The organism is Lentzea sp. NPDC060358 (assembly GCF_042725365.1).
Lineage (GTDB): Bacteria > Actinomycetota > Actinomycetes > Mycobacteriales > Pseudonocardiaceae > Lentzea.
This window is the reverse complement of record NZ_JBHXCW010000100.1, coordinates 1-25,564: the sequence shown is the minus strand read 5'-3', so window position 1 is coordinate 25,564 and position 25,564 is coordinate 1. Positions and strand designations below refer to the sequence as shown.

The following is a 25,564-nucleotide window of genomic DNA, read 5'->3' as shown; positions in this document are numbered from 1 at the left end:
GCCGAGGCCGGGCACGGGGGGTGGTCGGCCGGCCATGATCCCCGGGCTCTCCGGCTGATCCGCTCGCACCCGCTCCGGCCGCAGGCTCGTCCACGACGGATTTCCCGGTGGACGAGGGGTTTGTGCGGTGCAGCAACTGGGTGCGGTGCTCGGCGCCTCATCGGCGGGGCGGGCCACGTGACCGGCACCGGCGACACGGCCGGGCTGGACCGGCGGCTCGCCGACGCGCTGGTGCGACTCGGGCACGGCCTGCGCTCGTCGGCGCGGCGCACGGCCCAGGAGCACGGGTTGTCGTTGTTGCAGCAGAACGTGCTGCTGGCGCTGGACCGGCTTCCCCGGGAACGGCACGAGGTGGCCGCGCTCGCCGCGGAGTTCGACGTGACCACGTCGACGATGTCCAGCACCGGCACGGCCCTGGAGCGCAAAGGGCTGGTGACGCGGTCGCCCGCCGCGGATCGCCGCCGCCGCGTGCTGTCACTGACCGAGGCGGGCGCCGAGGTCGCACACGTGCTGTCCGCTCGGAGCGACCCGCTGATGGCCGCCCTCGCCGGGATTCGCGAACAAGACCGCACCACCACGCTGCACACCCTGCTCAGGGTGATCGCGGACATGCAGCGCACCGACCCGGCCATGTCGCGCGACACCACCCGCGGCACGCCTGACTGCCGCTAACGCGACTGCGGGCCTGTTCAGGTCCTGTCGAAGGAGAACACTTCATGCGTCGCACAGTCGCGCTTCTTCTCTGCGTTGCCGTGGCCGCCCTGTCACCCGTGCCGCCGGCGTCGGCCGCGCCGGAGCCGCCGTCCGCGACCGGCTGGTCCGCGTCCGGAGGCGTGATCCGCTGGACGGCCGGCACCCCGATGCCGCCGCGTGACGCCGGAGTGGAGTTCTGGGAGGGGGACCGGTTCCTCGGCCTGGCGCAGGAGTCGGCCGATCTGCGCTCCTTCACGCTGCGGGCGTCACCGGGGAACCCGGCCGCGCTGCAGGTGCGGTCGGCGGGCAGGAGGCTCGACCTGGCCGAGCCCGCGCCGATGACCCCGTCGTCCGCCGTGCCCGATCTACCGCCCTCGCCGCCCCTGGCCGCCGTCGATCCCGGTGTGCCGGGGGAGTACACGACGACGACCGGTGAGTACTCGCTCGACCCGATCACGTTGCCCGGGTACGGGACACCGGTCGAGATGAAGGCCGTTGTCGTCGCACCGGTGGGCGCACCGGGCCGGCGGCCCCTCGCGCTCTTCCTGCACGGCAGGCACTTCACCTGTTACGACGACGCGGAACCGGCGCGGATCACGCTGGACTGGCCCTGCCCGGCCGGGACCACGCCGGTGTCGAGCTACCGGGGCTACCTGAAAGCGCAGGAACTGCTGGCGTCGCAGGGCTACCTCACGGTCTCCATCTCCGCGAACTCCGTGAACGCTCAGGACAACGAGACCGGTGACGCGGGTGCGCAGGGCCGGTCGTCACTGGTCCGCCACCACCTGGCGAAGTGGGCGGACTGGGCGTCCGGCCGCGGTGCGGCACTCCCGGTCGTGCGGTCCGCGCCGCGAGCCGACCTGGGGAAGGTGCTGCTGGTCGGCCACTCCCGCGGCGGGGAGGGCGTCAACCGCGCCGCGATCGACAGCGTCACCCCTCCGGCCGGTGACACGGGTTTCACCGGTCCGGTGCGCTGGACCATCCGCGGCACCGTGCTGGTGGCTCCCACGATCTTCGGCCACAACCCCGCCCCGGACGTCCCCTCCGTCACGCTGCTGCCCGGCTGCGACGGTGACGTGCGCGACCTGCAGGGCCAGATGGCCGTCGACCAGACCCGCGGCCTGAGCCGCGGCGAGGCCCTGCACAGCGCCCTTTTCCTGATCGGCGCGAACCACAACTACTTCAACAGCGAATGGACTCCCGGACAGACCAACGCGCCCGCGTGGGACGACTTCTCCCCGGGCGACGAGCCCGACCCGGTGTGCTCGCCCGGCGCCGCCACCCGCCTGACCGCCGCGCAGCAGCAGACTGCGGGCGCCACCTACGTCGCCGCCGCCGCACGCCTGTTCCTCCGGCACGACGAGTCCGTCCTCCCCCTGCTCGACGGCTCCGGTGTGCGCGCACCGTCCGCGGGCACGGCGAGGGTCCTCTCGCACGCCGTCGGCGGTGCGCGCAGGCCGTTCGTCGTCCCGGGCACCTCCACCGCGGCCTCGGGCAGCGCCCGCGTCTGCCTGGAAACGGCCTTCGACGGGACCGCGTGCAGCACCACCTTCGCTTCGCCGCACTTCGCCGGCCTCCGCGGCACCGTGACGCAGCCGGACCGGCTCGCCGTCGCCCTCCGGTGGTCGGCCGCGGGCGAAGTGGGCGTGGTCACGCCTGCCAGGCCTGTCGCCCTGCACGACTCGCGGCACCTGGCCCTGCGGCTCGCGGTCCCGCCGAACACACCGGAAGCCGAGTTCGGTGTCTCGGTCAGGGACACGAGCGGGCGCCGGCACGCGCTCGGGTCCGTCACCATCACCGGCCTGCCGGGCACTTCGAAGACGAACTCGGTGTGGGCGCAGGAGGTCCGCGTGCCGCTGCCCGCAGGGCTCGGTGAGCTGGCCGCGCTGGAACTGCTCCCCGGGTCGGAGTCCGGTGAGGCGTGGCTGATCGACGCGCACGGCTGGGACGAAGGGCTCGTCCCGGTGGTGTCCACGCGGCTGGGACGGGTCGACGTCGCCGACGTCGCCGTCGACGAGGGCGACTCCGGCACGAGGACGCACAACGCCGTCATCACCGCGGGAGGCAGCGGGACCCGCGTGTTCCGGCTCTTCCACACGGAACCGGGCAAGCTGCCGACGAACAGGCTGGTGACGCTCGAGAACGGCGAGCACCGGGTCGAGGTGCCCGTGACCGTCGAGGGCAACACCAGGTGGAGCAACGAACGCCGCCACTTCTTCGTCGTGCAGGCGCTCGCCAACGTGGTCGTCGGAAACACGACGGGCGAACTGCTCGTGCGCAACGACGACCCGGTGCCCAGCGTGGCCGCAATCCCGGTCGCCGGCAGCGTCACCGAGGGCGGCACGCTGAAGTGGGACGTGACGCTGTCCGCCGTCGCGGACGATCCCATCGCGCTGCGGGGCAGCGCGCTCGCGCCCTCCTCCGGTGCGGAACTGTCCACAACGGACCTCGACGCCGACTGGTACCGCTCGCAGACCGGCGAGGACCCCGAGCCGTCCCGGCCGCTGTCGGCCGCGAACTTCGTCCTGTACCTGGTCGTCCCGGAAGGCCGGACGTCGGTCGAGCTCGCGGTGCCGACCGCGGTCGACGCCGAGGCCGAGGAACGGGAGCAGATCCGGCTGAGGTTCGACGGCTCGACCCCGCCGGGGACCGGGTTCGAGGTGACCGGCGTCGTGTCGTAGCACCACGCTCTGTCCACAGAGGACGATCCGGCGCGAACCCCGGCGGAGCAAGTACGGTGGAATGGTGAGCCCTCGGCCGGAGGGCTCGCCATTCCACCGACCTCCCAGGGGAGCGAACGCCTTCTCATGATCATCAGACCGGGACATCCGTGCTGGGTAGAGCTCGCCACGACCCGCGCGGAGCGCAGCACGCGGTTCTACCAGGAGGTCTTCGGCTGGGAGTACCACTGGACCCGCGACGAGGCGGGAGAGGACTACGCGGTCGCCCTGCTGCACGGCGAGCCGGTGGCCGGCCTGCGCCCGCTGCAACGGGCGACCCTGGACTGGACGCCCTACCTGGCCGTCGCCGACCTGGCGGCCACGAGCGACCGGGTCCGCCGCCTCGGCGGCACCGTCCTCGAGACTCAGCCGCAGGTCCTGCCGGGCCTCGTCGCCAAGGTGCTGGTCGACGACCCCGGCGGGTCGACCGTCGGCATCGCGCAGCCGGTCGAGGGCTGGGGTTTCACCGCGGGCGTGCCCGGCGCGCTCGTGTGGCTGGAGTTCGTCACCCGCGGCCCGCGCGAGGCCGACCCGTTCTACGGCGCGCTCTTCGGCTACCGGCAGCGCCAGGTCGGCGACGGCAAGTCCGTCGACCACGTCGTGTACTCCACCGGCGGCGACACCGTGATCGGCCGGGTCAGGATGGCCCTGGACACGCCCGCCACCGTGCCGCCGCGGTGGATCGCGCACTTCGCCGTGCCGCCCGGCCTCGACTTCGCCGGAACCCTCCAGCGGGCCCGCGCCGCGGGCGCCCGTCTGCGCTTCCAGCCCTACCCCTCGCCCCTGGGCCAGGTCGCGGTGCTGGCCGACCCGCTCGGCACCCGGTTCGCGATCATCGACCCGGACCAGGCCTCCGACTGGGACAGCGCTTCCCCGGCCGACGACCCCTACGACGACTGACCGCCCTCCAGCAACCCCAGCTGCCGCAGATCGCTGACGTACTTGAGGACCAGCTCCCGGGTGATCTGCGGGACGTCCCCGGACGCGCCCACCTTCCCCTCCCGCACGGCCTGCCGGAACAGGGGAGCGGGCGGTGCCCCGGCGGGCTCGGCCGGGGTGCGGTAGGCGTGCAGCAGCGGCAGCAGCGAGTGCCGGCGGACCGCTTCCGGCAGGTCGTGCAGCGCGGCCTCGAAGCGGTCCCGCCACTCGTCGTAGTCCTCGACCCGCGTGAGCCGGTGACCGGCCTCGGTCAGCCAGTCGACGAAGGTGTCCAGCGAGATGCCGTCGTCGTGCGGGTTGAACACGTGGTAGGTGCGGTGGCCCTCGGTGTCGCGGGTGCCCAGGACGTTCACGGCCTCGGCGATGAAGTCCACGGGCAGGCCGTCGTAGTGCGCCTTGGGCGCGACTCCGCCGGTGGTGGCACACCTACACTGATCGGGTGAGCTGGAAAGCGATGACCGCGGACGAGGCGTGCGACCTCCTGGACTTCTGGGACGCCGAGTCGTGGCCGCTCACCCGCGACCAGGTGCAGCAGCGCGCGGTCGAGTGGTTCGGGTGGACGATCGAGGTCGACGACGGCGTGACCTACCTGATGAACACGGTGTCCGGGTTCACGGTCCCGGACGTGTCGACCATCGGCGCCAGGGGCGACCTGTCCTACGTCGGACTCGACATCGCGGACACCATCCGCGAGGTCACCTCCGGGTCGAGGCGCTTCCTCGGCGACGCCTACGCCCTGGCGGTGCGCGAGGGCGAGAAGCGCTGGGGCGCACCGCGGCTGCGCGACTCCAAGGGCACGAGCTCCGCGGACTGGGACACCGCGTCCGGAGGGCGGATCTCGTTCAGCCTCGCCCTGCGCGGCCTCCGCGCGCGGTACGAGACCCCGCAGGGCGTCGAACTCGACCGGAGGGCCGGCCACCGGTGAACCACGACGGCGACCGCCTCACCGCTCCCGGCCGGTTCGTGCGCTACCTCGGCGTCGACTACCGGTTGCAGCACATGCCCGGCAGGTGGTGGATCTCGGCGGACCACCAGGTCGACGAGTCGTTCGTCGAGACGGGCCGCCGGCACTTCGTGAAGCGTCTCGCGCACGACGACGTGCTGGAGTGCTACGACCTCGCCCGCCCCGGCACCTACCGCGGCCTGCCCGTCGAGGTCGGGTCCAGCGAGTCCCACGCCTACGTGGTGATCTCACGCGATCCGCGGGCGGTCGCCGAGGGCTTCGAGCGCGACGACCACCGCAGCCCGCCGGCGAAGCGGATCGCGTTCGACGACCCCGGGCTCGCGTTCACCACCACGACCACCCCGGTGCCGATGCCGTGGAAGGTCGCCCACGACTGGGAGCAGTTCGCCGAACGCCTCGCGGACGCGCTGCGCGACGTGACCGACCACGTCTTCCTCATCGTGCACAGCGAGGCGGACCCGAAGCGGTACGTGCAGTTCGCCGGCTCGCCCGACCGGCTCCACGCGGAAGCACCGGGCGAGGACGTGGCCCGGGGTGCCGACGAGTTCCAGCTGCGCCGGTGGGACTGGGCCGCGCCGGAGGTGTCGCAACCCAACTGGACGGCGTCGCTGCGCCGTCCCGCGCTCACCGCCGAGTTCCTGCGGCTCGCGCGGAACTGCGCCGCGACACTGCACGAGGCCTACGGGATCACCGGCCCGGACGAGCTCACCTACCGGGCGTGGCACGACCCGCTGGGCGCGCCCTCGGCCGAGGTGGAGTTCCCCGTGCTGGGACTGGACCAGCGGCGCTAGACCTGGTTGCGCCCGCCGTCGACGAAAAGGTCCGACCCGGTGACGTGGCGCGCGTCGTCGGAGGCCGGGAACAGCACCGTGAAGTGGTGCCCAGCACGCCGGTGCAGGTGCTCTACCACCTGGCCGAGCGCGGCCGGAGCCTGATCGGCGCGATCACCAGGCTGGTCAGCAGGCCCTGACAACGACCGAGTGCGCCTTGGGGCTGACGTCGAGGACCCTGACGGTCTTGGCGCCGGCGGGCACGCGCACCACGTAGGTGCCGGGGGCGACCGGGTAGCTGAAGCTGCTGCCCGCGGGGGCGGCCGCGGTGCCCGCGATCATCGCGCCGCTGGTGCGGTGGATCGTGGTGGAGACGGCCTTGCCGCAGGTGTTCCTGATGACGATGCTGCCCTTGGTGGCGGCGGTGGCGGTCCCCGCGGTGAGGGCGGACGTGATCAGGGCCGCGGTGGCCAGACCGGTGACGAGACGCCGGGTCATGGTGCTCCTCCACGCTGTCGGGAACGGGGGGCGGGAAGATCAAGATATCGGGGCGTGCGGCGGGACGCAGTCGGTCGAACGACCGACAGGTGCCGCTGGGAAGCCGCTTCCACCGGCTCTTCGGCGCCACGCTGGTCTCGTCGGCCGGCACCGGGATGCACGCCGCCGCGGTGCCGTTGCTGGCCCTGCAGACGACCACCGGCCCGCTGGCGTTGAGCGCGGTCGTCGTGGCGGCGGAGATCCCGTGGGTGCTGCTCTCGCTGCACGCCGGTGTGGTGGTGGACCGGCTGGACCGCCGGAAGGTGATGGTGTGGGCGGACTTCGCCCGGTGCGCCGTCCTGACCGGTCTCGCGGCACTGGTCCTGACCGGCCGGGTGGATCTGGTGCGGCTGGTGACCGCGGCGTTCCTGCTGGGCGTCGGCCAGGTGTTCTTCGACATCGCCGCCCAGTCGGCCATCCCGGACCTCGTGCCGCGGGACCCGCGCGGGCTGGCGGTCGCGAACGGCCGGATCGCGGCCGCGGAGAGCACCGGCGAGGACTTCGCGGGTCCGCCGCTCGGATCCGCCCTGTTCGGCGTGGGCACCGTGCTGCCGTTCGCCGGCAACGCGCTGTCGTTCGCCGCGAGCGGCCTGCTGATCCTCTCGATCAGGCCCGGCGCCGGGCGGGCGACGACGCCGCGGGCGCGGCGCGGCAGCGTGCGCGGCGAGATCGCCGAGGGCGTCCGGTGGCTGACCGGGAACCGGACGCTGCGGGCGCTGGCCGTGGTCTCCTGCCTCGGCAACGTGGCCGTCACCGCCCAGTTCGCGATGCTGGCGTTGCTGGCCGGCGAGGTTCTCCGCCTCCCGGACTTCGGGTTCGGCCTGCTGCTGACGGCCACCGCGGTCGGTGCCACCGCCGGGGGACTGGCCGCCGCGGCCGTCGGCAGGTGGCTCGGTCCCGGCACGGTGCTGCTCGTCGGCAAGAGCGGTGTGGGCGCGGCGATCCTGGTGCTGGGACTCGTCGCGAACCCGTGGGTGGCGGCCGCGATGATGGCGGTGACCGGGGCGTTGATGACCGCGGAGAAGGTCGTGGTGAGCACCGTGCGGCAGCAGATCGTGCCCGGCGAGCTCCTGGGGAGGGTGCTGTCGTCGAGCCGGCTGGTGGTGATGGCCGGAGGACCGGCAGGAGCCGCACTCGGCGGCGTGCTCGCGACCCTCTTCGCCGTCCAGGTCGCGTACGTCGCCGCCGGTGCGTTCCTGGTCGTGGTGGCAGCGGTGTCCTACCCCGTGCTGAACAACCGGGCCCTGGCGAGCGCCACCGCCCACCAGAGCGGATGACGGGTCAGACGGCCTCCAGGACGAAGAACAGGAAGCTCAGGAAGGCCCCGGACGGGAACTTCGCCATGTCCTCGGGGAAGAGCTCGTGGGCCTCCGGTGCCGGGGGCGGCTCGCTGATGACGGCCGTGCGGAAGCCGGCCGCGGTGAACGCGCCGGTCATCGCGTGCAGCGGCCGGTGCCAGTAGGTGAGCGTGGCCTTCTGGCCGTTGAAGTCGTAGTCGTCGGTCCACTTCTTGATCGCGAAGTAGTCGGACCCGCGGTGCAGGAACGGGAGCATGATCGGGTGGTTGACGACCACGATCAGCCGGCCACCGGGCCTGAGCACCCGCCGCAGCTCGGCCAGCGGCGCGGTCCAGTCCTCCAGGTAGTGCAGGACCAGGGCGGCGACGCAGTCGTCGAACGCACCGTCGGCGTACGGAAGCGGCTGGGTGATGTCGGCGACCCGCAGGTCCGCGTCGTCACCCAGCCGCTGCCGGGCCAGCTCCACCATCTTCGCGCTGCGGTCGAAACCGGTCACGATGGCGCCCTTGTCGCGCAGCGCCAGGGACACGGGTCCGCCGCCGCACCCGGCGTCCAGGACCCGCCGGCCGGCGACGTCGCCCGCCAGGTCCACGATCGCGGGCCGGGTGTAGTAGGCGTTGATCAGGCTTGTCTCGTTGGAGATCACGTAGCCCTCGGCGAAGAGGTCGTAGTCGTTCTCCAGGGCCACGTCGGCGGAACTCGCGGGATCAGCAGGCATGGTGCCCATCCTGGCGAGGAATCGATCACCGTGCCAGGAGCCCGGAGGCGTCAGGGGCGCAGCAGGACCTTGCCCCGCCGGCCGGGAGCCGCGTTGCCGCGTGCGGCGTCGGCGATCTCCTCCAGCGCGTAGACGTGCTCGACCGGCAGGGTGAGCGCGCCCGAGGCGATGCCGGTGACCAGCTCGCCCAGCAGCGAGGCCCGCTTCTCGGCTGCCATCGCGGGGAACACCTTGCTGCCCCAGAAACCGGTGACGGTCACCTGCTTGAAGATCACGTCACCCGAGCTGATCTCGAGGGTGGGGGAGGCCATCGCGCCGAACACCACGAGCTTGCCGCCCTCGGCGAGCAGCGAGACGACGTCGCCCGCGGCCGCACCGCCGACGGAGTCGACCCCGGCCTTGACCGGGGCGTCGCCGACGATCTCGCGGACCCGGTCGCGCCAGCCGTCGTCGTCGGTGGCGACGACGTCGCCGATGCCCTGCTCGCGCAGCTCGGCCACGCCGTCCGCACGGCGGACGAGACCGAGGACGCGGATGCCGCGGGCCGCCGCCAACTGGGCGACGAGCCGGCCGACGGCGCCGTTGGCGGCGTTCTGGACGAACCAGTCGCCCTCGGCGAGGTCCAGCGAGTCGAGCAGCGCGATGGCGCTGAACGGCATCGACACCAGCTGGCTCGCCGCCTCGTCACCGATGGCGTCGGGGACCGGGATGAGCGTCTGCGCGGGCGCGACCACGAACTCGGCCCAGGCGCCGAAGGTGCCGCCGGAGGCGACGCGCTGGCCCACCGCGAGGGCGTCCACACCCTCGCCGAGCGCCTCGACGACCCCGACGAACTCGGTGCCGGAGCGCGCGGGCATCGCGGGCTTGAACCCGTAGGTGCCGCGCGCGGTCCACAGGTCGTGGTTGTGGATCGGGGAGAGCAGCACCTGCACCAGGACCTCGCCGGGGCCGGGCTGCGGAGCGGGCACCTCCTGCACCTCGAGGACCTCTGCGGGGTCGCCGAACTTCTGCTGGACCAGTGCGCGCATGACATGCCTTTCCGTGGAGCGGGTACGTGTCGCCCAACGCCGCCGCGGGCCGCGCTATGCCGCTGCCGGCTCCGATGAGCGTGAGGTCACAGGTACCTCACACCACGCGCAGCCAGGTCGCACCCCAGAACAGCAGGACGACCGAGTAGGCGACGAACAACCACCCCGCCGTGGTGCGCGAGCACCGCGCCTTGCGCCGCAGCAGCCGCGCGGCCCCCGCCCAGGCCAGCGCCAGCACCCCCGCCACCACCGGCATCGCCAGCAGGCCGCGGGCACCCGCGAACAGGCCCGCCCAGTAGTCCAGCGGCAGCGGCACGTCGAAGGCGAGCCGGGTCGGCACGCCGACCATCAGTGCCACGACACCCCAGCCGGCCGACACCGCCGTCCAGCGCGACCTCGCGCCGGGCGAGGACGTGCCCCAGTTCACCAGCGTCACCCCGGTCGCCGTGATGGCGCCGCCGCAGAAGAGCCAGCCCACGACCGTGGAGACGACGGGAACGGGCCCCACCAGCTCGCCCAGCGCCGGCAGCAGCAGCTCCCACATCAGGAAGTGCCCGCCGACGACCGCGGCGACGGCCCCGAGCACGAGCCAGGTCTGGGTGCCCTGCGTCTGACGCTCCCACCAGGTGCGTTCCGCCTCGCGGCGGGCGGCCCGGGCCGCCGCGTCCTGCCGCGCGGCCTCCCGCGCCCTCCTGGCCTCACCCGCGGGCACCCGGCTCGCGTTGTCACGCCGCCGCCGCGCCTTCGACCGCCCCGCTCGTCCCCGTCCCACGACGGCAGCCTAGTTCGTGAGGTGCCGCAGCTCGGATCGACGACCAGCCCATGATCGACGCCTCCACCGGGGAGAATCCGACCCGGCAGACGAGTTGCACGCTCGAATCCGCCGCTTCGACGCGGCGCTCTCCCGCATTCGCCCACGACCGTCACCGCGGAGGAACTGCTGTGAAACCCATCCTGTCGGGAATCCACCACCTCAAACTGCCCGTGACCGATCTCGAAGAGAGCATCGCCTGGTTCGCCGACGCACTCGGAGCCCGGCACGTCGAGCGGTTCGACCACCACGACGAGTCAGGCGCCCTGTTCGCGGTGATCGTGCTGCTGCCAGGGGTCGACGTGCCGGTCGAACTGCGCCTGGCACCCGCCGCGGCCGAAGCGGTCGCGGGCTACGACCCGGTGACGTTCGGGGTCTCGGACCGGGCGGCACTCGATTCCTGGGTCGAGCACCTCGACGCGCGCGGGGTGCCGCACAGTCCGGTGATCGCGGGGTTCATCGGAGATCTCGTCGAACTGAGCACTCCCGACGGTCTCGCCCTCCGCTTCTACACCGACCCCGTCGGCGGGTTCGACGCTGTCGAACTCGACCGCGAACGCGCCGACGTCTCCTCGGCGCACCTCGCACACCGCATCATGCGACGCTGACGGTCCGGGCTCATCCGACGGCACACCCGTCGAGGTGACACCAATGGTCGGAACCGAGAAGGTGTCGCGGCACAGCGGCTAGAAGAACTCGTCGACCAGCCGGTACCAGGCGAGCGCCGGCGGATGAGGGGTGCGGCCGTAGGCGCGGTCGAACGCGTCCGCGGCCTGCCCGCTCAGTTCCCGGTGCACCAGCGCGAGGTCGCGGTGCCGGTCGGACACGCCGAGCCGCGCCACGTCGATCAGCACGGTCGAGCCGTCAGGGCGCAGCAACACGTTCGACGGGCAGAAATCCCCGTGGGTCACCACCAGGTCCTCGGACGGGGGAGCGGTGGCGACCAGTCGATCCAGCAACTCCTGCGGTGTGGCGCCCAGGTTGTCGTCGTCGAAGTCGGCCGGATCCACCAGACCGGCCTCGACGTTGTGCCGGGCCTCCTCGACGAGGACGGCGACTCCGGCGTCGAAAGGGCACGAGGTCACGGGCAACGAGTGCAACGCTCGCAGCACTTCACCCATGACGGTCCCGGCGAGCACGGGATCCGCCTTGGTCAAGGAGGGAGCGCCGACGTCGGCCAGCACGAGCCAGTCGCCGGAGAACACCCGGATCTCGGGCACCTCGAAGTGCTGCCCCAGCCACCGCAACCGGGTGTGCTCCGCGGCGCCCGAGCGCTTCACGTAGCTGGAACCGGCGCGCCACACGTCACCGGACAGGCCCTCGTGGTCTTCACACCACTCGGCCACCGGGCCGGCCGCGCGCAGCACGTCCTCGGGAATCCTCATACGCCGACCGCACCGTCCTTGTCCCTGTCAGCCTGGGCACAGCGACATCCTCCCAGCTCACCATCACAGGCGTTCCAGTGAGTCGGGGATGCCCGTGCACACCGCCTACCGCCGCGGCGCGCCCACCGGGAACGCAGGGGAAGGACCTGGCCGGTCAGCCGTCCTGGTCGAGGATGCGCAGGTCCGGTGGCACGAGGGTGGTGCTCTCCATGAGTTCGCGGATGAGGTTGTGGTTCAACGTGTTCCCGATGGGCTCCCCGACCTCGTCCCGGGTCAGCCCGGAGACACCGTTGCTGCTCAACCGGTTCCGCACCTCGGTGACGACGCGCTCGACCTTCTTGTGGTTCCAGTCCTCGTGCGGCCGCAGCTCGGCGACGTGTTCCGCGACCTGGCGCCAGGACAGCGGGATCGGGTGCCGCTCGTGCAGGAGGTACCGCTGGGCGAGCACGACGACCACGAGCTTCTCCACCGGCGAGAGGCGCCACGTGCGCGGAGGCCGGGTGGGCGCGTGGTGGTCGGCCGGCGGCCTGCCGCCCTCCTGGGGTTGGACGTGCACCTCGAGCAGGTGCAGGCGGTGGTGGGAGCCGCGGACGAACAGCGGGGTGTACCCCGTCTGCAACGGGATCGGCTCGTCGTGCCGGAACAGCAGGCGGGATTCGTTCAACCGCAGGGGAAGGCGACCCAGCGTGCTGATCCACCACTGGTCACCGCGACAGGTGAACACCCCGTGCTCCCGGCTGATGCGCATGTCGTCCTCGCCGACGCAGACGTGCACGTCCGGCCTGCTCCGTCCGAAGAGGACGGTTCGCCCCTGCTTGGGGCCGAAGGCGACGCCTCCCGTCACCGCCAGCACGTGCAGCGTGCCGGGCACGACACCGGGGGAGACACCGAGGGCGAGGCTGTGGTGGTTCGCCGGGAGCTCGTTCGGGCGTTCCTCTGGCATGCTCGACTCCTGGCACCTCGTGCGGGCAGCGGTCCGTCAGTCTCGCCGCAGCGGGCGGGAGGGGTCCCGCCTCACCGCGGCGGGAAGAACGCGTTGGCCAGCAGGACCGCGAGTTCGCACCGCTGGTCCGGCGGCAGGTTCTCGCCCACTACGGTGGCTTCCAGCACCTCGTCCTTGGGATCGCCGTAGGAATCCTCGTAGGAGATGTTGCGCACCTGGACTTCGCACAGGTCCTTGTCGGGGTATTTCTCGACCACGGCATACCGGTCGGCGATCGTCGTCCTCCTCCCACCGGCCTTGTCCAGCGTTGTCCCGCGGTCGAACCGCAGCCGGTAGACGACGTCGTCGGTGGAACTGCTCCAACTGCACTTCCAGTGGCCGAAGTCGGACTTCGGTTTCATGCGGTCGATTCCGGGCCACTCGGGAAACGAGGCCGAGTCCTTGGCCTTGCAGGCGCTGGTCCACAGGAACGAACCCGGCAGCAACGCCGGATTCTTGGGCCGACGCTCTGGAATCGATCCCGCTGTGATCACCCTGCCGGCCTCGTCGACGGCGACAGCGGCCATGGCGCACGCGTCGGCGCCGATCGTGTCCGCCTTGGTCACCTCGATCCGGATCTGGTACTGGTCCGGCAGGAGCAACCGCCGCCTGCAGGATCCCTGCCCCGCCGGATCTTCCAACAGTCGGTACCGCCCCTTGTCCTCGGACTGCGCGACGGGCTGGTCGTCGGGAGTGTTCTCGATCGCCGCCAGCACGTTCGCCTCCTCGCTGTCCTCCTTGACGATGACGTGGCACTCGTTGAACCCGGAGTCATCGGGCACCTGGTTGGGATTTCCGAACCGCCCCAGCTCCGCTCCGAAGATCAGCGCGCACGGATCGGCGGCACGCGCGTCGGCGCCGAGCACCGGCCCGATCGGCGTCGTGGGCTCGGGGGAGGAGGTCTTGTCGGAGGCATGGGAGAACACGACCCAACCCGCCGCCGCGACCGCGACCAGTGCTCCTGCCGTCACGAGAGGCACGAGGATCGGAGCAGACCGCCGGCGAGGTGCACGCTGCGCCACCTCCACACCGGCGACCTCTGCGAGCATCTCGTGCGCCTCGGCCGCGGTGGGACGTTGCCCGGCGTCGACCTGCAGCATCCGCTCCAGCACCGGCGCGAGCGGGCCGCTCCTGCGCGGCGAGGCGATGGTGCCGTTGGCCGCCCGGCGAAGGCGCAGCTGCATGTTGTCCGTCGTCGCACCGACCGGTGACTCGCCCTCCACCACGGCGAACAGCGTGGACGCCAGCGAGAACACGTCCGACGCCGGCGTCGGGTCGGCGCCGTTGGCCACCTCCGGCGCCACGTACCCCGGTGACCCGGTGAGGAGACCGGTCTGGGTCACGGTCGCGTCACCCGTGGTGCCGCGGGAGATGCCGAAGTCGGCGAGCTTCACCTCGTCGCCGGAGATCATGAGGACGTTGCCGGGCTTGATGTCGCGGTGCAGGATCCCCTTCGCGTGCACCGTCGCGAGCGCGTCCGCGATCTGCGCGCCCAGCTTCGCCGCGTGCCGGGGCGCGATGACGTCCAGCTCGGCCATGCTCCGCGCCGGTACGTACTCCATGACCAGCCAGCACTCGCCGCTGTCGTCGAGAACGTCGTGGATCGTCACGACGTGCCGGTGGTTCAGCTGGGCGAGCAGCCGCGCCTCGCGCTCCAGCTGCCGCAACCGCTGCGGATCCCCGTCTCCGGACAGGGCCCGCTTCAGGGCGACCGGCCTGCCGAGGCGCTCGTCGGTGGCCCGCCACACGACTCCGCCGCCCCCGGAACCGATCTGCTCTTCCAGCCGGTACCTGTTGGCGACGACTTGCTCCGTCTGCACAGTTCGCTCCCTGCATGCCCCTCGGACATCGCATCGTATAGACCCGAACAAACCGCTCTCCAGGTGCTAACGGAGGGAAAGCGATGCGGGCTCCGCCCGACGGGCGTGATGCGGTGAACTCGGTGCGCCTGGTGAGTTCACGGGCACGAACTCACCAGGCTGAACGGCACCTGCCGTTCTCGTCGCGGGGACGGTCAGGAGTAGACGCGAACCCAGTCGACCTCGAAGACCGCGGCACGCAGACCGCTGCTGCCGGTGAAGTTGTCGAGCTGGATGTTGAGGTGGCCCGACGGCATGGTCTGGACGTCCTGCCGCCCGTTCGGTCCGCCACCCCCGCAGACGCGGAACCACTCGACGCCGTCGACGTAGCCGACCAGCGCGGAAGGGGTCCACTCGAAGGCGAAGTTGTGCCACTGGCGCATGTCCACCGGACAGCGCTCGCGGTACTCCTGCTGGACGCCGACGTCCGGCGGGTGCGGGTAGTGCAGGAACGCCGACAGGCACTGGGCGTCGGGATCGGTGTACTCGACCCAGTCGTACTCGCCGTCCTGGGGCCACCGCTCGGAGGTCGGCCAGATCAGGTGCAGCGGGTGGTAGAGACCGCCCGAATCGCCGGTGTTCCGCGACCGCGAGCGGATCTCCCAGCGCCCGTACTGGCGGTCGAGACGGTGCTTGAGCCAGCCGGTGTCGCCGTTGGCCTCCCCGGTCATCCGCATGATCCCGCCCGCCACCGCGGTGTTCTTCGCGCAGCGCCGTCCGTTGCCGTTGTGGCCCGGCCAGCACCCCGCTGTTCCGCCGGTGGTGCCGCTGGGCACCGACCACTTCGCCGGGTCGACGGGACCGGTGTAGCCGAACTCGTCCGAGTTCGGCAGCGGAGCCCCCCAGTGGTGCCGGACGGCGGCCTGCGTCCGGTCGTGGGGTGGAATGCCCGCCGCGATGGGTGGCTGCACGATCGCCGCACCGGCCACGACCAGCGCGGCGACCGCGCTGACGGCACCCGCACCGGTGAACAATCTCCTTCGGAACAGCGTCATGGAGATCCTCCTTCCTGTCGCGGGGGAACTGCGCCGCTCTCCGGCCGGTTCACGGCGTGCACCCGCGACCGCGATGAAAGTGGTGATCGTGCGCGTTCCTCTCCGGGACCGGTCCCGTCCGGTGCTCGCGGAGCGCGCCGAGGCCGGCCCAGCTGCCGAGGCCGCCAGAACGTGCGACGGAGGGTTCAGGACGGCGGCACGACGCCGTCGGTCTGCTCGAGGTCGGAGATCCACAGGGCGAGCGCCGCACGGGCGTCGCGAAGAGTGCGTGCCGGCTCACCGAGTCCGCGCAGCGCCAGCCGCCGCTGTTCGAGCCTGGGGCTGCGGAACTTCGGGAACGCGAGCTTGAGGCACGTGTCGATCATCTCGGAGTGGTGGTGCAGCAGCTGGGCCACCCGGAACTCCAGCGAGGCGCGGTCGGCGTCCCCGACGAGGTCCACCGCCCACCCGTGCAGGCGGCAGTAGTCGGCCGCGACCCGGCCGCCCCGGCGGGCCACCTGCGCAGGGACGTCACCGGGTTGCGCGCAGGCGCCGATGACCTGTTCGGCGGCGGGCTGGAGCGCGACGGCCCGAGTGGCCACCTCCAGCAGCGACCGCAACGCCACCAGGCGCGCGGCGGCGGGATCCGGCGCGGCCGCGCCTCGCCGCGGGCGACGCCCCGGAATCCGCATGTGCTCCACCAGCCTCGACGAGCCAGTCCAGAGAGACCCAGTATGAACCGCCGCGAGGCACGCCGCGAGGTGCGGACGGGTCGCTGCCGTGCGGAAGCCGGCACCCTGGGCCAGGCCGGAGCTACGTGGTCACTTCCTGCTCCCGGTGGCCGAGATGTCGTCGAAGTAGGCGACGAGATCGCCGAGATCGAGCCAGAACTGTCCGTTCCCCTTCGCCTCGGCTGTCCCGCGCAGACCCTCGGGGGTCTCGACGTAGTGGCGCCCGTACTCGCCCCACGGGTTGCGGAGCAGCAGACGGATTGGCGCTCCTGGCTGCGGCACGCGAGGTTGGTAGTCGAGGACGCTGTACGCGTGGCCGGCGGCCAGTCCGCCGACCTTGACCTCGCCGGCGAGTCCCTTGTCCCTTTCCGCCCTGTTCTTGGGATCGGAGATCACGGCCTTCGTGGTGACGACCACCGGCCTGCCCTCGTCGATCGCCGACCGGATCATGTCGAACGCTTCGTGCTCCTCGTGGCCGTATTCGCCGCTGCCCAGAGTCCCCGGCAGGTCGAGCGTCCCCAGTCCGGCCATGAAGTCGTCGAAGCCCGGGATCGACCTGTGGCGCTCGACGAACTCGGCGATGTCCTGCCGGCTGAGGTAGACCATGGCGACGAGGTTCATCAACTCCATGACCGCGCTCTGCAGCGCGCCGAGCTGAAGGGTCGCCTCCTCGATCTCCTCCGCCGAGGTGCCCGAGGGTTTCTCACTCCGGATCTTCTCCTTCAGCTTCTCCATGACGGGGTTGGAGTTGGACTGGTCGCCCGCCTTCTCCCGGAACCGCTTGCGCGACTTGCCCACGCCGGAACTCGTGGCCGCCTGGCCGGTGAGGTGCACGAGGGCTTGATCGGGACGTCCGCCGGCGATCTGCGTGTAGGCCGAGGAGATTTCGACGTTGCCGCTGGTGAGCGGAAGCGGCTTCGATTGGAGACCGGACACGACGTAGGCCTTTTCGAGCAGCTGCACCCACAGGGAGCCTTTCGCGTACCGTGCGCCGGCGACCGACTTGACCACGGTCGTCGGCCTGGCGTCGCCCGGACCCCGGTAGAAGATCACGGTGACGGTTCCGTTGCCGTTGTCGACGATGTGATCCGTGAAGTGCCCCGGGTTCTTCGCGACGATGCTCGCCACGGCTGCCAGCAGGTAGCAGTCTCCGAGCTGGCCCTGCAGGACGTCGTCCAGGCAGGGAACTCGCGTGAAGATCGGCTCGGTGTCTTTCAGGACGGCATGGGGTTGGTCACGGTCGATCCGGGGATCTTCGTCGGCGCCCAGGTAGAAGCCGCGGTCGGGGGTGAGCCGCGCGGCGGCGGGCCCGGACAGCTCGGACCGTTCGCGTTCCAGCGCGGCGTTGACGAGGTCGACGAGGGCGAGCTCGTTCTTGCCGAACTCGCTCCGGTAAGCGTTTTCCAGGCGTTTCGCCATCCGATAGGTGGTGGGGAACGCGGCGATCCGGCGGCGCAGGTCGAGATCGGGGATCTTCCAGTACTGCTCGAGCTGGACGACGTACGCGTTCCAGCCCGGATGCCGGAGCCGGTCCAGCAGGGACCGGGTGACGAGCGGGTCGGCGGCGAACTGCTCCCGCAACTCGGACGGTGTCCGCTGGACCGTGCCGTGCTGCGGGGCGGCGTGGTCCCGGGGAACAGGTGTGTCGTGGCGGTGCATCATCCCCGAGACCGCCCTGTTCCCGGCGCCGGCCTGCAGGGAGAGGATGTCGGCGGCGGCCTGACGAGCAGCGTCGGGGCTGTGCGGTGGCCGGTTCCCGGACGTTTCGGACCGGTCGTCGGCGATCGCGCGTTCACGCATTCCGTTTCCTCCCGCTGAGTGGCGGTAACGGCGATGGTACGAGCGAAATCGGTGAAAACTCTGCCCGTTCGGGCATCACCAGGGGAACTGTTGACGGAGGCGGATCCGGCCCGCTAACGGCGCGACGTCGGACCGATCAGGGCGGCCGGGCGCGGCCTGGTGGAGGGGACACGTCGGCGGGCGCGGTGGGCGAGGAGCAGCAGGCGCAGATCGGCCTCCAGCTGGGCCGCGGTCGCCGTGCGGTCCAGCACCGCGGCCAGGAACGTGTGCAGCAGCGCCCGTTCCAGGTCCGCCGAGGCCGGCGCGTCCAGGTGCGGTGCGGCACGGCGGACGGCCCGGGTGAAGCCGCCGGTGGCGATCTCGCTCGCGGACGCCAGGGCGGACTCGAACACCTCGGTGCCCAGCTCCATCGCGGCGCGCACGGCGGGCCGGACCGCGGTCACGCTGCCCGCCATGAGGCGCAGCATCTCGGCGGCGAACGCGTCGGCGTCCAGGTGCCGCATCCGGTCGTGGTAGTCCTCGCAGACTCGCGCGTTGAACTCCGGGTCGATCGGCAGCAGCACCAGGTCCCGCTTGCTCGGGAAGTAGTGGTAGAGGCCGCTGACCGAGAGACCGGCGGCGCGCGCCGCCGCGCGCATGCTCAGGTTCCTGACTCCGGCCCGCTCCACGAGCGGTGCCACCGCGAGGTAGATCTCCCACCGCCGCGCGGCGTGGTCCTCCGGTGGGCGCCCGGCCGCGGATTTACCGAACGAGCGGGCCGATCGATGCGGTGAAGTGCTCGAACCGGTGCTTCGGCCGGTGCCGTCTTCCACACTGTGGATCTTACTCGGCGCCGTCGCGCCGCAACCGTGCGAGGAGATCCCCCCGATGACTGCCGACAACACCCGTCTCGTGCGCGACTACCTGGAGATCGTCTGGAACCAGGGCCGCACCTCGCAGGCCGCGACACTGGTGGCGGAGGACCTGGTCCAGCACAACCGGACCCTGCCCGACGGCCGTCAGGCGTTGGTCGACCACGTCGACGCGGCCCGGCAGGCCATGCCGGACCTGCGGTTCGACGTCAAGCGGACGATCGCGCAGGACGACCTGGTCGTGGCGCACAGCTCGTTCACCGCGGCCGGCGGCGCGGTCGCCCTGGTCGTGATCGACATTTATCGGGTCGAGAACGGGCGGATCGCCGAGCACTGGGACGCCGCCGAGCAGGTTCCGGACAGTCCGGTCGGCGGCCGTTCCGTCTTCTGACAGCTCCCACCAAGCCCGACCAAGGAGTGCGTGTTCGTGTTTCACGCCAACGACATCAGTGAGCATTCGTTTCCGATCGCCGTGCCGGACGGGGATCTCCGCGATCTCGAACGCCGCCTGGCGGCCACCCGGTGGCCCGACCGCGAGACCGTGCCCGACCTGAGCCAGGGAGCGCGGCTGGAGAGCGTCCAGCGGCTGTGCGAGTACTGGGCGACCGGCTACGACTGGCGGCGGTGCGAGCGGCAGATCAACGAGTCCGGTTCCTCGCGCATGGAGATCGACGGCCTCGGAATCCACTTCCTGCACGTGAGGTCGTCGCACCCGGCGGCACGGCCGCTGTTGCTGTGCCACGGCTGGCCGGGGTCGGTCCTGGAGTTCCGCGACCTGGTCTCGCCCCTGGCCGAGCCCGGCGCCCACGGCGGCAGCGACGAGGACGCCTTCCACGTCGTCGTCCCGTCCATGCCGGGGTTCGGGTTCTCGGACAAGCCGACGACCACGGGCTGGAACCCGGGACGCATCGCCGACGCCTGGATCACCCTGATGGAGCGGCTCGGCTACGACAGCTGGTTCGCCCACGGAGGCGACTGGGGCGCGGCGATCATCGACACGATCAGCCGGAAGGCGCCGGACCGGTGCCGCGGTCTGCACTTCACCCTGGCACCGGTGTTCCCGACGCCCGAGGAGATCGCCGAGGCGACACCGGACGAACAGCGGATGCTCGCGCGTGCCCAGCTGTACGCGACGGACCAGAACGCGTACTTCACCGAGCAGTCCACCCGGCCCCAGACCATCGGGTTCTCCCTGGCCGACTCGCCCAGCGGTCTCGCTTCCTGGATCTGCACCGTTCTGCAGGACGTGGTCGACGGCGACGTCGAGGACGTCCTCGGCCGCGACGTCGTTCTCGACACCGTCATGATGTACTGGCTCCCCAACGCCGGAGCTTCCGCCGCCAGGCTCTACTGGGAGTCCTCGCGCACCGCGGACGCCGGCGCACCGCCACCCAACCCGGTGCCCGCCGGGTTCAGCATCTTCCCCGGCGAGGTCGTCCAGGCCTCACGGCGGTGGATCGAGCGGCGGTACTCCGACGTGCTGCACTTCGCCACCCTTCCGCGTGGCGGGCACCTCGCCGCCCTCGAACAGCCGGCCGTCCTCGTCGACGAGATCCGCACGACGTTCCGGGGCGCCTGAGCGGGGCCACCGCGACGCGCCTTGACGGGTCCGGGACCGGGCCGCATACTCCGTGCACTCCAGTTGATCGATCAAGCAGCGGGTTCGGTGATGGGCGTGTCCCAGGCGCACACAGGGCACTTCGCCGGCCTGTTCGCGCCGTCCGGCGGCGCCGGGGGCCGGCTGCCCCGCGAAGCGGGCGAACCGGAGTACTTCCCCGACCTGCTGCTCGACCAGCTCGTCGACGCCGTGGTGACCGAGCGGGACCCGCACGACCTCAAGGCGGCCTTCCGCACCCGGCTCACCGACGTGTCCGCGATCAAGCTGCGGCAAGCGGTGTTCGCGGACCTGGAGAACGCGAACCTGCTCACGGCGGTGCGCGCGTTCTGCGCCGGACTCGTCCAGTGTGGACACCAGTGGGACGTGGCGGCGCGGCTGCGGCACCGGCCCCAGTCGCAGCGGTGGAAGCTGACCGCCATCTCGACCTACGTGCAGGTCGTCGACGCGGTCACGGCCGCGGTCGAGGACGCCGGGCCGTCCTCGCCGGGAATGCGGGCCTGGCTGGAGTGGTTGGAGGACTACCGCGGCAGCCCGGACTTCACCCGCATGGCCGCGGGAGTGGAGGCCGCGCTCACCGAGCTCGGAAGTCTCCGCTACACCCTGTCCCTGTCCGGCGACCGGATCACCGCGAGTCCGTTCGCCGGCCAGGACGACCTGGGCGCCGCGACTCTCGCGACGTTCGACCGCTTCGCCACCGGCGACGTCACGCCGCACCGGTTCGACGTGCGCGCGGGCGCGGAGATGAACCAGATGCACGAGGCCGTGCTCGACCTGGTCGTGCAGCTCTTCCCCGACGTGTTCGACCGGGCCGCGCGCTTCCTGGACGAGCATGCCGAGGTCCGGCACCCGGTGATCGACGTGGTCGAGCGCGAGCTGAGGTTCGTCTTGTCGTGGCTGGACTTCACCGCCGCGGCACGGCAGGCGGGACTGCCGTTCGGCCTGCCCGACGTCGAGCACGGCCGCAAGCTCGAAGTCCGGGACACGTTCGACGCGTTGCTGGTGCACACCCTCGTGGCGGCGGGACGGAAACCGGTCGTCAACGACGTCGCGCTGGGCGACGGCGAGGCGGTGCTGGTGATCACCGGGCCCAACCAGGGCGGCAAGACCACCTTCGCGCGCACGCTCGGGCAGCTCTACCACCTGGCCGCGCTGGGGGTGCCGGTGCCGGGGAGCTTCGCGGCCCTGCACCCGCCGGACGCGATCCTGACCCACTTCGAGCGCGGCGATCGCGCGGGGGAGATGACGAGCAGACTCGAGGAAGAGGTCACGAGGATGTCGGACCTGCTGGCGGAGGCCGGCTCCCGGTCCGTCGTCGTCCTCAACGAGATGTTCAGCTCCACCACGCACGTCGACGCGCAGGCCATCAGCAGGGACGTGCTCCACGCCGTGCTGGACACGGGCGCGGTGGGCGTGTGCGTCACGTTCGTCGACGAGCTGTCCCGAATGGACTCGCGGATCGTCTCGCTGGTCGCGGGTGTCGACGAACGGGACGCGAGCAGCAGGACGTTCCGGGTCACGCGGGGTCGCGCCGACGGTGAGGCCTACGCGCTCGCCCTGGCCGCGCAGCACGGACTCGACCGCGATCGGTTGCGCGCCCGGATCGAGGCGCGCGCGTGAAGCCCGGTCTGCTGTTCGCCGCCGCTGTCGAGACGCCGGAACGGATCGGTGACGGTCCGGCCCGGCGGCTCGCCGAGCACGCTGCCGAAGACCTCGGGCTGGCAGGGGTGATCGACGCGATGGCGTGCGGCGACCCGGTGCTCGCCGAAGCGGCGCGGGAGGTGCTGCTGGCGGTGCCGCCACCACGCGCGCACGTCGCCCACCGGCAAGCGGTCCTCGTCGACTTCCTGGCCGAACCGGAGCTCGCGCGACAGCTGTACGAGCTCGCCGGACGAGCGCTGACAGCACAGCGCGACGCGGCCCGCCGTGTCCTGTTCGACTCGCCGGAGACGCTGCTCACCCAGTCGGTCGCGACCCTCACGGAGTTCGTGCACCTGTTGCGCGAACTGAGGTCGATGGCCGAGGAGCATCGCCCGCGGGTGTCGTCGGCCGGGCTCGTGGAGTTCTTCGACCTGGTGGAGAAGAACTTCGACGAACCGTACCTGCGGTCGGCCACGGCTCAGCTGGGCCGGCTCGCGCTGAAGGGAGAGCTCCTCTTCTCCGCACGACTCGGCACGGGCAACCACAGCGACGAGTTCGTCCTGCGCCAGCCGCTGCCGCCGGCCCGTGGCCTGTTCCGCCGCGACGCCAGGAAAATCCCCACCGCCACCTACAAGATCCCGCCGGGTGACGAGGGCGGCCATCGGGCGTTGAGCTCACTGCGCGACCAGGCGCTGGCCGGGGTGGCCGGTGCCGCCGTGCGATCCGCGCAGGACGTGCTGGCGTTCTTCACGTCGCTGCACAGGGAGGCCGCCTTCTACGTCGGATGTGTCACCCTCCGCCGAGCACTGGCCGAGCGCGGTGCGCCGATCTGCGTCCCGGTGGTGCGCGAGGCGGCACCGCCCGCCTTCACCGCGAGCGGGCTCTACGACCCCGGCCTGCAGCTGCGGCTGGACCACCCGGCCGTCGCCAACGACGTCGACGCCGACCGGATGGCGCTGGTCGTGGTCACCGGTGCCAACCGGGGCGGCAAGTCCACGTTCCTGCGCAGCGCGGGACTGGCACAGCTCATGGCGAACGCCGGGATGTTCGTCGCCGCCACCGAGTTCACGACATCCGCCCGCAGCGGCGTTCTCACCCACTTCACCCGTGACGAGGACAGAACCCTCACCAGCGGCAAGTTCGACGAAGAACTCCGGCGCATGTCCGACATCGCCGACGTCATCACCCCGAACGCGATGCTGCTGTGCAACGAGCCTTTCCAGTCGACGAACGAGCGGGAGGGCTCCGACATCGCACGGCACGTCATCGACGCCCTGACCGATGCCGGTGTCACCGTCTTCATCGTCACCCACCTGCACGAGCTGGCACACGGCTGTCACGAGGACCGCGAAAGCTTTCCCGCGCTGTTCCTGCGCGCCGAACGCGATGACGACGGTCAGCGGTCTTATCGGCTCCACGAAGGCGAGCCGCGAGCAACGAGCCACGGCGCGGATCTGTGGAATCGCGCGCGAAAGCACTGAGATCGCACCGGGTCAGTCCGCCGACCGGTAGGGCCGGAAGAACTCGCGCAGCTCCGCCGCGTACAGCTCGGGCTCCTCGAACGGGGCGAAGTGGCCGCCGCGCTCCGGCTCGGTGACGCGGGTGGTGTTCGCGACGCGGTCCAGCCACGCCCGCGGCGCGGGCAGGAAGTCGCCGGGGAACGCGGAGAACCCGGACGGCACCTCGACGCGGCGCGCGGTCCGCTCGGGCGGGATCGCGGAGTTCGCGTGGTACATCCGCATGGATGAGCCGATGGTCCCGGTGAGCCAGTAGATCGTGACGTTGGTCAGGATCTCGTCCTTGGTGAAGCTCCGCTCGACGTCGCCGCCGCAGTCGCTCCAGGCGCGCATCTTCTCGACGATCCACGCGGCCAGGCCCACCGGCGAGTCGCTCAGCCCGTAGGCCGCGGTCTGCGGCCGGGTGCGGTGCATCGACGCGTAGGCGCCTTCGGTGCCGCTCCAGGCCGGCCAGGACGCGAGCCACGTCCGTTCCTCCGGGGAGAGGTCGGCGGGGTCGCCGGTGAACACCGGGATGCCGGGACTCATGCGGTGCACCGCGACCACCTGCTCGGGGTGGTCGACGGCGAGGAACTGGCTGACCGTGCCGCCGATGTCCCCGCCGGCGGCGCCGAAGCGGGTGTACCCGAGCCCGCGCATCAGCTCGGCCCACAACCCCGCGACCGCGGCGGAGTCCAGCGGTGCGCCGGCGGGCCGCTGCGAGTACCCGTAGCCCGGCATGTCCGGCACCACCACGTCGAACGCGTCGGCCGGGTCGCCGCCGTGCGCACCGGGATCGGTCAGCAGCGGGATGACCTTCGAGTAGCGCCAGAACGAGTCCGGCCAGCCGTGGCTGAGCACCAGGGGCAGCGCCGGTCCGGCCGCCCTGGCGTGCACGTGGTGAATCATCAAGCCTCCCACCGCGGTCTGGAAGCGGGGCAGGCGGTTGAGCGCGGCTTCCTGCGCCGGCCAGTCGAACCCGTCGGCCCAGTACGCGGCGAGCTCGCGCAGGTAGCCGAGATCGGTGCCGAGCGACCACCCGGCGTCCTCGGGGGAGTCCGGCCAGCGCGTGGCCCGGATCCGTGCTCTCAGGTCCTCGATCGCGGCCCGGCTCGTCCGCGGGGCGAACGGGATGGACGTTTCCTCGTTTTTCGACACCGGTGAAACGTATAGATGGTGTTGAAGGCATGTCAACACCGGTGTTGGGCTACAGTGGTGTCGTGAATGGCCCGGTCGCCGACCTGACGCTGGTCGAGCAGTTCCTCAACACCGACGACCAGCGCACCTTCCGACGGCACGGCGAACGGCGTGTGGCCGGTGACGAGCTGACGTCGGTCGAGGCGCTGTCCGGCTGGCTCACCGCGCGTCACCTGATCGGCGAGGGGCAGCGACTGACCCGGTCCGACCTGGACGCCGCGGTGAGGTTGCGAACGGCTCTGCGCGCGACGCTCGCCGGCGAGGACCACTCACTCGCCGAGTTCCCGCTCACCCTGGCCCCGGACCGGTCCGGGCGGCTGCACCTGCGGGCGGACAGCGGCGTTCCCGGACTGGACCCGGTCGTGGAGTCGGTGGCGGTCGGCGTGGCCGACGGCAGCTGGCGTCGCCTCAAGCTGTGCGCGGCGGACGACTGCCGGTGGGCGTTCTACGACTCCTCGCGCAACGGCAAGGGTCGTTGGTGCAGCATGGAGGTCTGCGGCAACCGCAGCAAGACCTCGGCCTACCGCCGCCGCACGGGGTAGCCGGCGGCTGACC

Annotated in this window: 25 protein-coding genes; 12 read left to right on the top strand and 13 right to left on the bottom strand. The window is 71.6% G+C overall.

What is annotated here, in order from left to right:
* Nucleotides 1-177: 177 nt before the first annotated feature.
* The 3 genes from ACFWGZ_RS21685 to ACFWGZ_RS21675 all read left to right on the top strand — a co-directional run bounded on the left by ACFWGZ_RS21685 (nucleotide 178) and on the right by ACFWGZ_RS21675 (nucleotide 4,313).
* Nucleotides 178-672: a MarR family winged helix-turn-helix transcriptional regulator gene (locus tag ACFWGZ_RS21685; protein ID WP_382453362.1), complete on the top strand. Its 495-nt coding sequence runs from the start codon at nucleotides 178-180 to the stop codon at nucleotides 670-672.
* 44 nt (nucleotides 673-716) lie between these two features.
* Nucleotides 717-3,374 carry an alpha/beta hydrolase family protein gene (locus ACFWGZ_RS21680; protein WP_382453361.1) on the top strand — a complete coding sequence of 886 codons (2,658 nt, stop codon included), beginning with the start codon at nucleotides 717-719 and terminating at the stop codon, nucleotides 3,372-3,374.
* 126 nt (nucleotides 3,375-3,500) lie between these two features.
* Nucleotides 3,501-4,313: a VOC family protein gene (locus ACFWGZ_RS21675; RefSeq protein WP_382453360.1), complete on the top strand. Its 813-nt coding sequence runs from the start codon at nucleotides 3,501-3,503 to the stop codon at nucleotides 4,311-4,313.
* Here the strand turns inward: ACFWGZ_RS21675 and ACFWGZ_RS21670 are convergent.
* Nucleotides 4,301-4,726, bottom strand: coding sequence for a hypothetical protein (locus ACFWGZ_RS21670; protein ID WP_382453359.1), 426 nt, complete (start codon nucleotides 4,724-4,726; stop codon nucleotides 4,301-4,303). The two genes, ACFWGZ_RS21675 and ACFWGZ_RS21670, sit on opposite strands and share 13 nt — an antisense overlap.
* 65 nt (nucleotides 4,727-4,791) lie before the next feature.
* Here ACFWGZ_RS21670 and ACFWGZ_RS21665 point away from each other — a divergent pair, with 65 nt between their 5' ends.
* Both ACFWGZ_RS21665 and ACFWGZ_RS21660 read left to right on the top strand, forming a co-directional pair.
* A complete protein-coding gene (locus ACFWGZ_RS21665) occupies nucleotides 4,792-5,277 on the top strand; it encodes a DUF6301 family protein (protein WP_382453358.1) in 486 nt (161 codons plus the stop codon).
* A complete protein-coding gene (locus ACFWGZ_RS21660; RefSeq protein ID WP_382453357.1) occupies nucleotides 5,274-6,107 on the top strand; it encodes a hypothetical protein in 834 nt (277 codons plus the stop codon). Before ACFWGZ_RS21665 ends, ACFWGZ_RS21660 begins: the two co-directional genes overlap by 4 nt.
* A gap of 165 nt (nucleotides 6,108-6,272) precedes the next feature.
* Here the strand turns inward: ACFWGZ_RS21660 and ACFWGZ_RS21655 are convergent, their stop codons facing one another.
* Nucleotides 6,273-6,584, bottom strand: a complete 312-nt coding sequence (locus ACFWGZ_RS21655) for a hypothetical protein (protein WP_382453356.1) — start codon at nucleotides 6,582-6,584, stop codon at nucleotides 6,273-6,275.
* 89 nt (nucleotides 6,585-6,673) lie between these two features.
* On the opposite strand from ACFWGZ_RS21655, the gene ACFWGZ_RS21650 reads away from it, so the two are divergent.
* Entirely contained in the window at nucleotides 6,674-7,900 is a 1,227-nt protein-coding gene (locus tag ACFWGZ_RS21650; RefSeq protein ID WP_382453355.1) for an MFS transporter, read from the top strand.
* A 4-nt stretch (nucleotides 7,901-7,904) separates the two neighbouring features.
* On the opposite strand, the gene ACFWGZ_RS21645 is transcribed toward ACFWGZ_RS21650, so the two are convergent.
* The 3 genes from ACFWGZ_RS21645 to ACFWGZ_RS21635 form a co-directional block, all read right to left on the bottom strand.
* Nucleotides 7,905-8,639, bottom strand: a complete 735-nt coding sequence (locus tag ACFWGZ_RS21645) for a class I SAM-dependent methyltransferase (protein ID WP_382453354.1) — start codon at nucleotides 8,637-8,639, stop codon at nucleotides 7,905-7,907.
* A gap of 50 nt (nucleotides 8,640-8,689) precedes the next feature.
* Entirely contained in the window at nucleotides 8,690-9,667 is a 978-nt protein-coding gene (locus ACFWGZ_RS21640) for a zinc-binding dehydrogenase (RefSeq protein ID WP_382453353.1), read from the bottom strand.
* A gap of 97 nt (nucleotides 9,668-9,764) precedes the next feature.
* Nucleotides 9,765-10,439 carry a hypothetical protein gene (locus ACFWGZ_RS21635; RefSeq protein WP_382453352.1) on the bottom strand — a complete coding sequence of 225 codons (675 nt, stop codon included), beginning with the start codon at nucleotides 10,437-10,439 and terminating at the stop codon, nucleotides 9,765-9,767.
* Nucleotides 10,440-10,609: 170 nt separating this feature from the next.
* On the opposite strand from ACFWGZ_RS21635, the gene ACFWGZ_RS21630 reads away from it, so the two are divergent.
* The gene (locus ACFWGZ_RS21630) at nucleotides 10,610-11,086 is read left to right on the top strand and encodes a VOC family protein (RefSeq protein ID WP_382453351.1); all 477 of its coding nucleotides are present in this window, start codon (nucleotides 10,610-10,612) and stop codon (nucleotides 11,084-11,086) included.
* Between the two features lie 78 nt (nucleotides 11,087-11,164).
* Here the strand turns inward: ACFWGZ_RS21630 and ACFWGZ_RS21625 are convergent, their stop codons facing one another.
* The 7 genes from ACFWGZ_RS21625 to ACFWGZ_RS21595 all read right to left on the bottom strand — a co-directional run bounded on the left by ACFWGZ_RS21625 (nucleotide 11,165) and on the right by ACFWGZ_RS21595 (nucleotide 18,889).
* Nucleotides 11,165-11,863: an aminoglycoside 3'-phosphotransferase gene (locus ACFWGZ_RS21625; RefSeq protein ID WP_382453350.1), complete on the bottom strand. Its 699-nt coding sequence runs from the start codon at nucleotides 11,861-11,863 to the stop codon at nucleotides 11,165-11,167.
* Between the two features lie 154 nt (nucleotides 11,864-12,017).
* On the bottom strand, nucleotides 12,018-12,806 hold the full coding sequence (locus tag ACFWGZ_RS21620; protein WP_382453349.1) for an FHA domain-containing protein: 789 nt from the start codon (nucleotides 12,804-12,806) through the stop codon (nucleotides 12,018-12,020).
* A 71-nt stretch (nucleotides 12,807-12,877) separates the two neighbouring features.
* The gene (locus tag ACFWGZ_RS21615; RefSeq protein WP_382453348.1) at nucleotides 12,878-14,665 is read right to left on the bottom strand and encodes a serine/threonine-protein kinase; all 1,788 of its coding nucleotides are present in this window, start codon (nucleotides 14,663-14,665) and stop codon (nucleotides 12,878-12,880) included.
* Between the two features lie 194 nt (nucleotides 14,666-14,859).
* The gene (locus ACFWGZ_RS21610) at nucleotides 14,860-15,699 is read right to left on the bottom strand and encodes a glycoside hydrolase family 16 protein (RefSeq protein ID WP_382453347.1); all 840 of its coding nucleotides are present in this window, start codon (nucleotides 15,697-15,699) and stop codon (nucleotides 14,860-14,862) included.
* Between the two features lie 185 nt (nucleotides 15,700-15,884).
* The gene (locus ACFWGZ_RS21605; protein WP_382453346.1) at nucleotides 15,885-16,370 is read right to left on the bottom strand and encodes a hypothetical protein; all 486 of its coding nucleotides are present in this window, start codon (nucleotides 16,368-16,370) and stop codon (nucleotides 15,885-15,887) included.
* A 129-nt stretch (nucleotides 16,371-16,499) separates the two neighbouring features.
* Nucleotides 16,500-18,209, bottom strand: a complete 1,710-nt coding sequence (locus ACFWGZ_RS21600) for a C2 family cysteine protease (protein ID WP_382453345.1) — start codon at nucleotides 18,207-18,209, stop codon at nucleotides 16,500-16,502.
* Between the two features lie 113 nt (nucleotides 18,210-18,322).
* Nucleotides 18,323-18,889, bottom strand: a complete 567-nt coding sequence (locus ACFWGZ_RS21595) for a TetR/AcrR family transcriptional regulator (RefSeq protein WP_382453344.1) — start codon at nucleotides 18,887-18,889, stop codon at nucleotides 18,323-18,325.
* Nucleotides 18,890-19,076: 187 nt separating this feature from the next.
* Between ACFWGZ_RS21595 and ACFWGZ_RS21590 the strand changes: the two genes are divergently transcribed.
* The 4 genes from ACFWGZ_RS21590 to ACFWGZ_RS21575 all read left to right on the top strand — a co-directional run bounded on the left by ACFWGZ_RS21590 (nucleotide 19,077) and on the right by ACFWGZ_RS21575 (nucleotide 23,797).
* Nucleotides 19,077-19,451, top strand: a complete 375-nt coding sequence (locus tag ACFWGZ_RS21590) for an ester cyclase (protein WP_382453343.1) — start codon at nucleotides 19,077-19,079, stop codon at nucleotides 19,449-19,451.
* A 30-nt stretch (nucleotides 19,452-19,481) separates the two neighbouring features.
* Nucleotides 19,482-20,639, top strand: coding sequence for an epoxide hydrolase family protein (locus ACFWGZ_RS21585; protein WP_382453342.1), 1,158 nt, complete (start codon nucleotides 19,482-19,484; stop codon nucleotides 20,637-20,639).
* 96 nt (nucleotides 20,640-20,735) lie between these two features.
* A complete protein-coding gene (locus ACFWGZ_RS21580) occupies nucleotides 20,736-22,295 on the top strand; it encodes a hypothetical protein (RefSeq protein ID WP_382453341.1) in 1,560 nt (519 codons plus the stop codon).
* Nucleotides 22,292-23,797 carry a hypothetical protein gene (locus tag ACFWGZ_RS21575; RefSeq protein WP_382453340.1) on the top strand — a complete coding sequence of 502 codons (1,506 nt, stop codon included), beginning with the start codon at nucleotides 22,292-22,294 and terminating at the stop codon, nucleotides 23,795-23,797. The genes ACFWGZ_RS21580 and ACFWGZ_RS21575 overlap by 4 nt, the downstream gene beginning before the upstream one ends.
* A 12-nt stretch (nucleotides 23,798-23,809) precedes the next feature.
* Here the strand turns inward: ACFWGZ_RS21575 and ACFWGZ_RS21570 are convergent, their stop codons facing one another.
* Nucleotides 23,810-24,970 (bottom strand): epoxide hydrolase family protein, encoded by a 1,161-nt coding sequence (locus tag ACFWGZ_RS21570; protein WP_382453339.1) that lies wholly within the window; start codon nucleotides 24,968-24,970, stop codon nucleotides 23,810-23,812.
* A gap of 62 nt (nucleotides 24,971-25,032) precedes the next feature.
* Here ACFWGZ_RS21570 and ACFWGZ_RS21565 point away from each other — a divergent pair, with 62 nt between their 5' ends.
* On the top strand, nucleotides 25,033-25,551 hold the full coding sequence (locus ACFWGZ_RS21565; RefSeq protein WP_382453338.1) for a CGNR zinc finger domain-containing protein: 519 nt from the start codon (nucleotides 25,033-25,035) through the stop codon (nucleotides 25,549-25,551).
* Nucleotides 25,552-25,564 lie beyond the last annotated feature (13 nt).

Coding starts and splice junctions, on each gene's coding strand:
- ACFWGZ_RS21680 (WP_382453361.1), top strand. CDS start 717: ATGCGTCGCACAGTCGCGCTTCTTCTCTGCGTTGCCGTGGCCGCCCTG.
- ACFWGZ_RS21675 (WP_382453360.1), top strand. CDS start 3,501: ATGATCATCAGACCGGGACATCCGTGCTGGGTAGAGCTCGCCACGACC.
- ACFWGZ_RS21655 (WP_382453356.1), bottom strand. CDS start 6,584: ATGACCCGGCGTCTCGTCACCGGTCTGGCCACCGCGGCCCTGATCACG.
- ACFWGZ_RS21645 (WP_382453354.1), bottom strand. CDS start 8,639: ATGCCTGCTGATCCCGCGAGTTCCGCCGACGTGGCCCTGGAGAACGAC.
- ACFWGZ_RS21640 (WP_382453353.1), bottom strand. CDS start 9,667: ATGCGCGCACTGGTCCAGCAGAAGTTCGGCGACCCCGCAGAGGTCCTC.
- ACFWGZ_RS21625 (WP_382453350.1), bottom strand. CDS start 11,863: ATGAGGATTCCCGAGGACGTGCTGCGCGCGGCCGGCCCGGTGGCCGAG.
- ACFWGZ_RS21620 (WP_382453349.1), bottom strand. CDS start 12,806: ATGCCAGAGGAACGCCCGAACGAGCTCCCGGCGAACCACCACAGCCTC.
- ACFWGZ_RS21610 (WP_382453347.1), bottom strand. CDS start 15,699: ATGACGCTGTTCCGAAGGAGATTGTTCACCGGTGCGGGTGCCGTCAGC.
- ACFWGZ_RS21605 (WP_382453346.1), bottom strand. CDS start 16,370: ATGCGGATTCCGGGGCGTCGCCCGCGGCGAGGCGCGGCCGCGCCGGAT.
- ACFWGZ_RS21600 (WP_382453345.1), bottom strand. CDS start 18,209: ATGCGTGAACGCGCGATCGCCGACGACCGGTCCGAAACGTCCGGGAAC.
- ACFWGZ_RS21590 (WP_382453343.1), top strand. CDS start 19,077: ATGACTGCCGACAACACCCGTCTCGTGCGCGACTACCTGGAGATCGTC.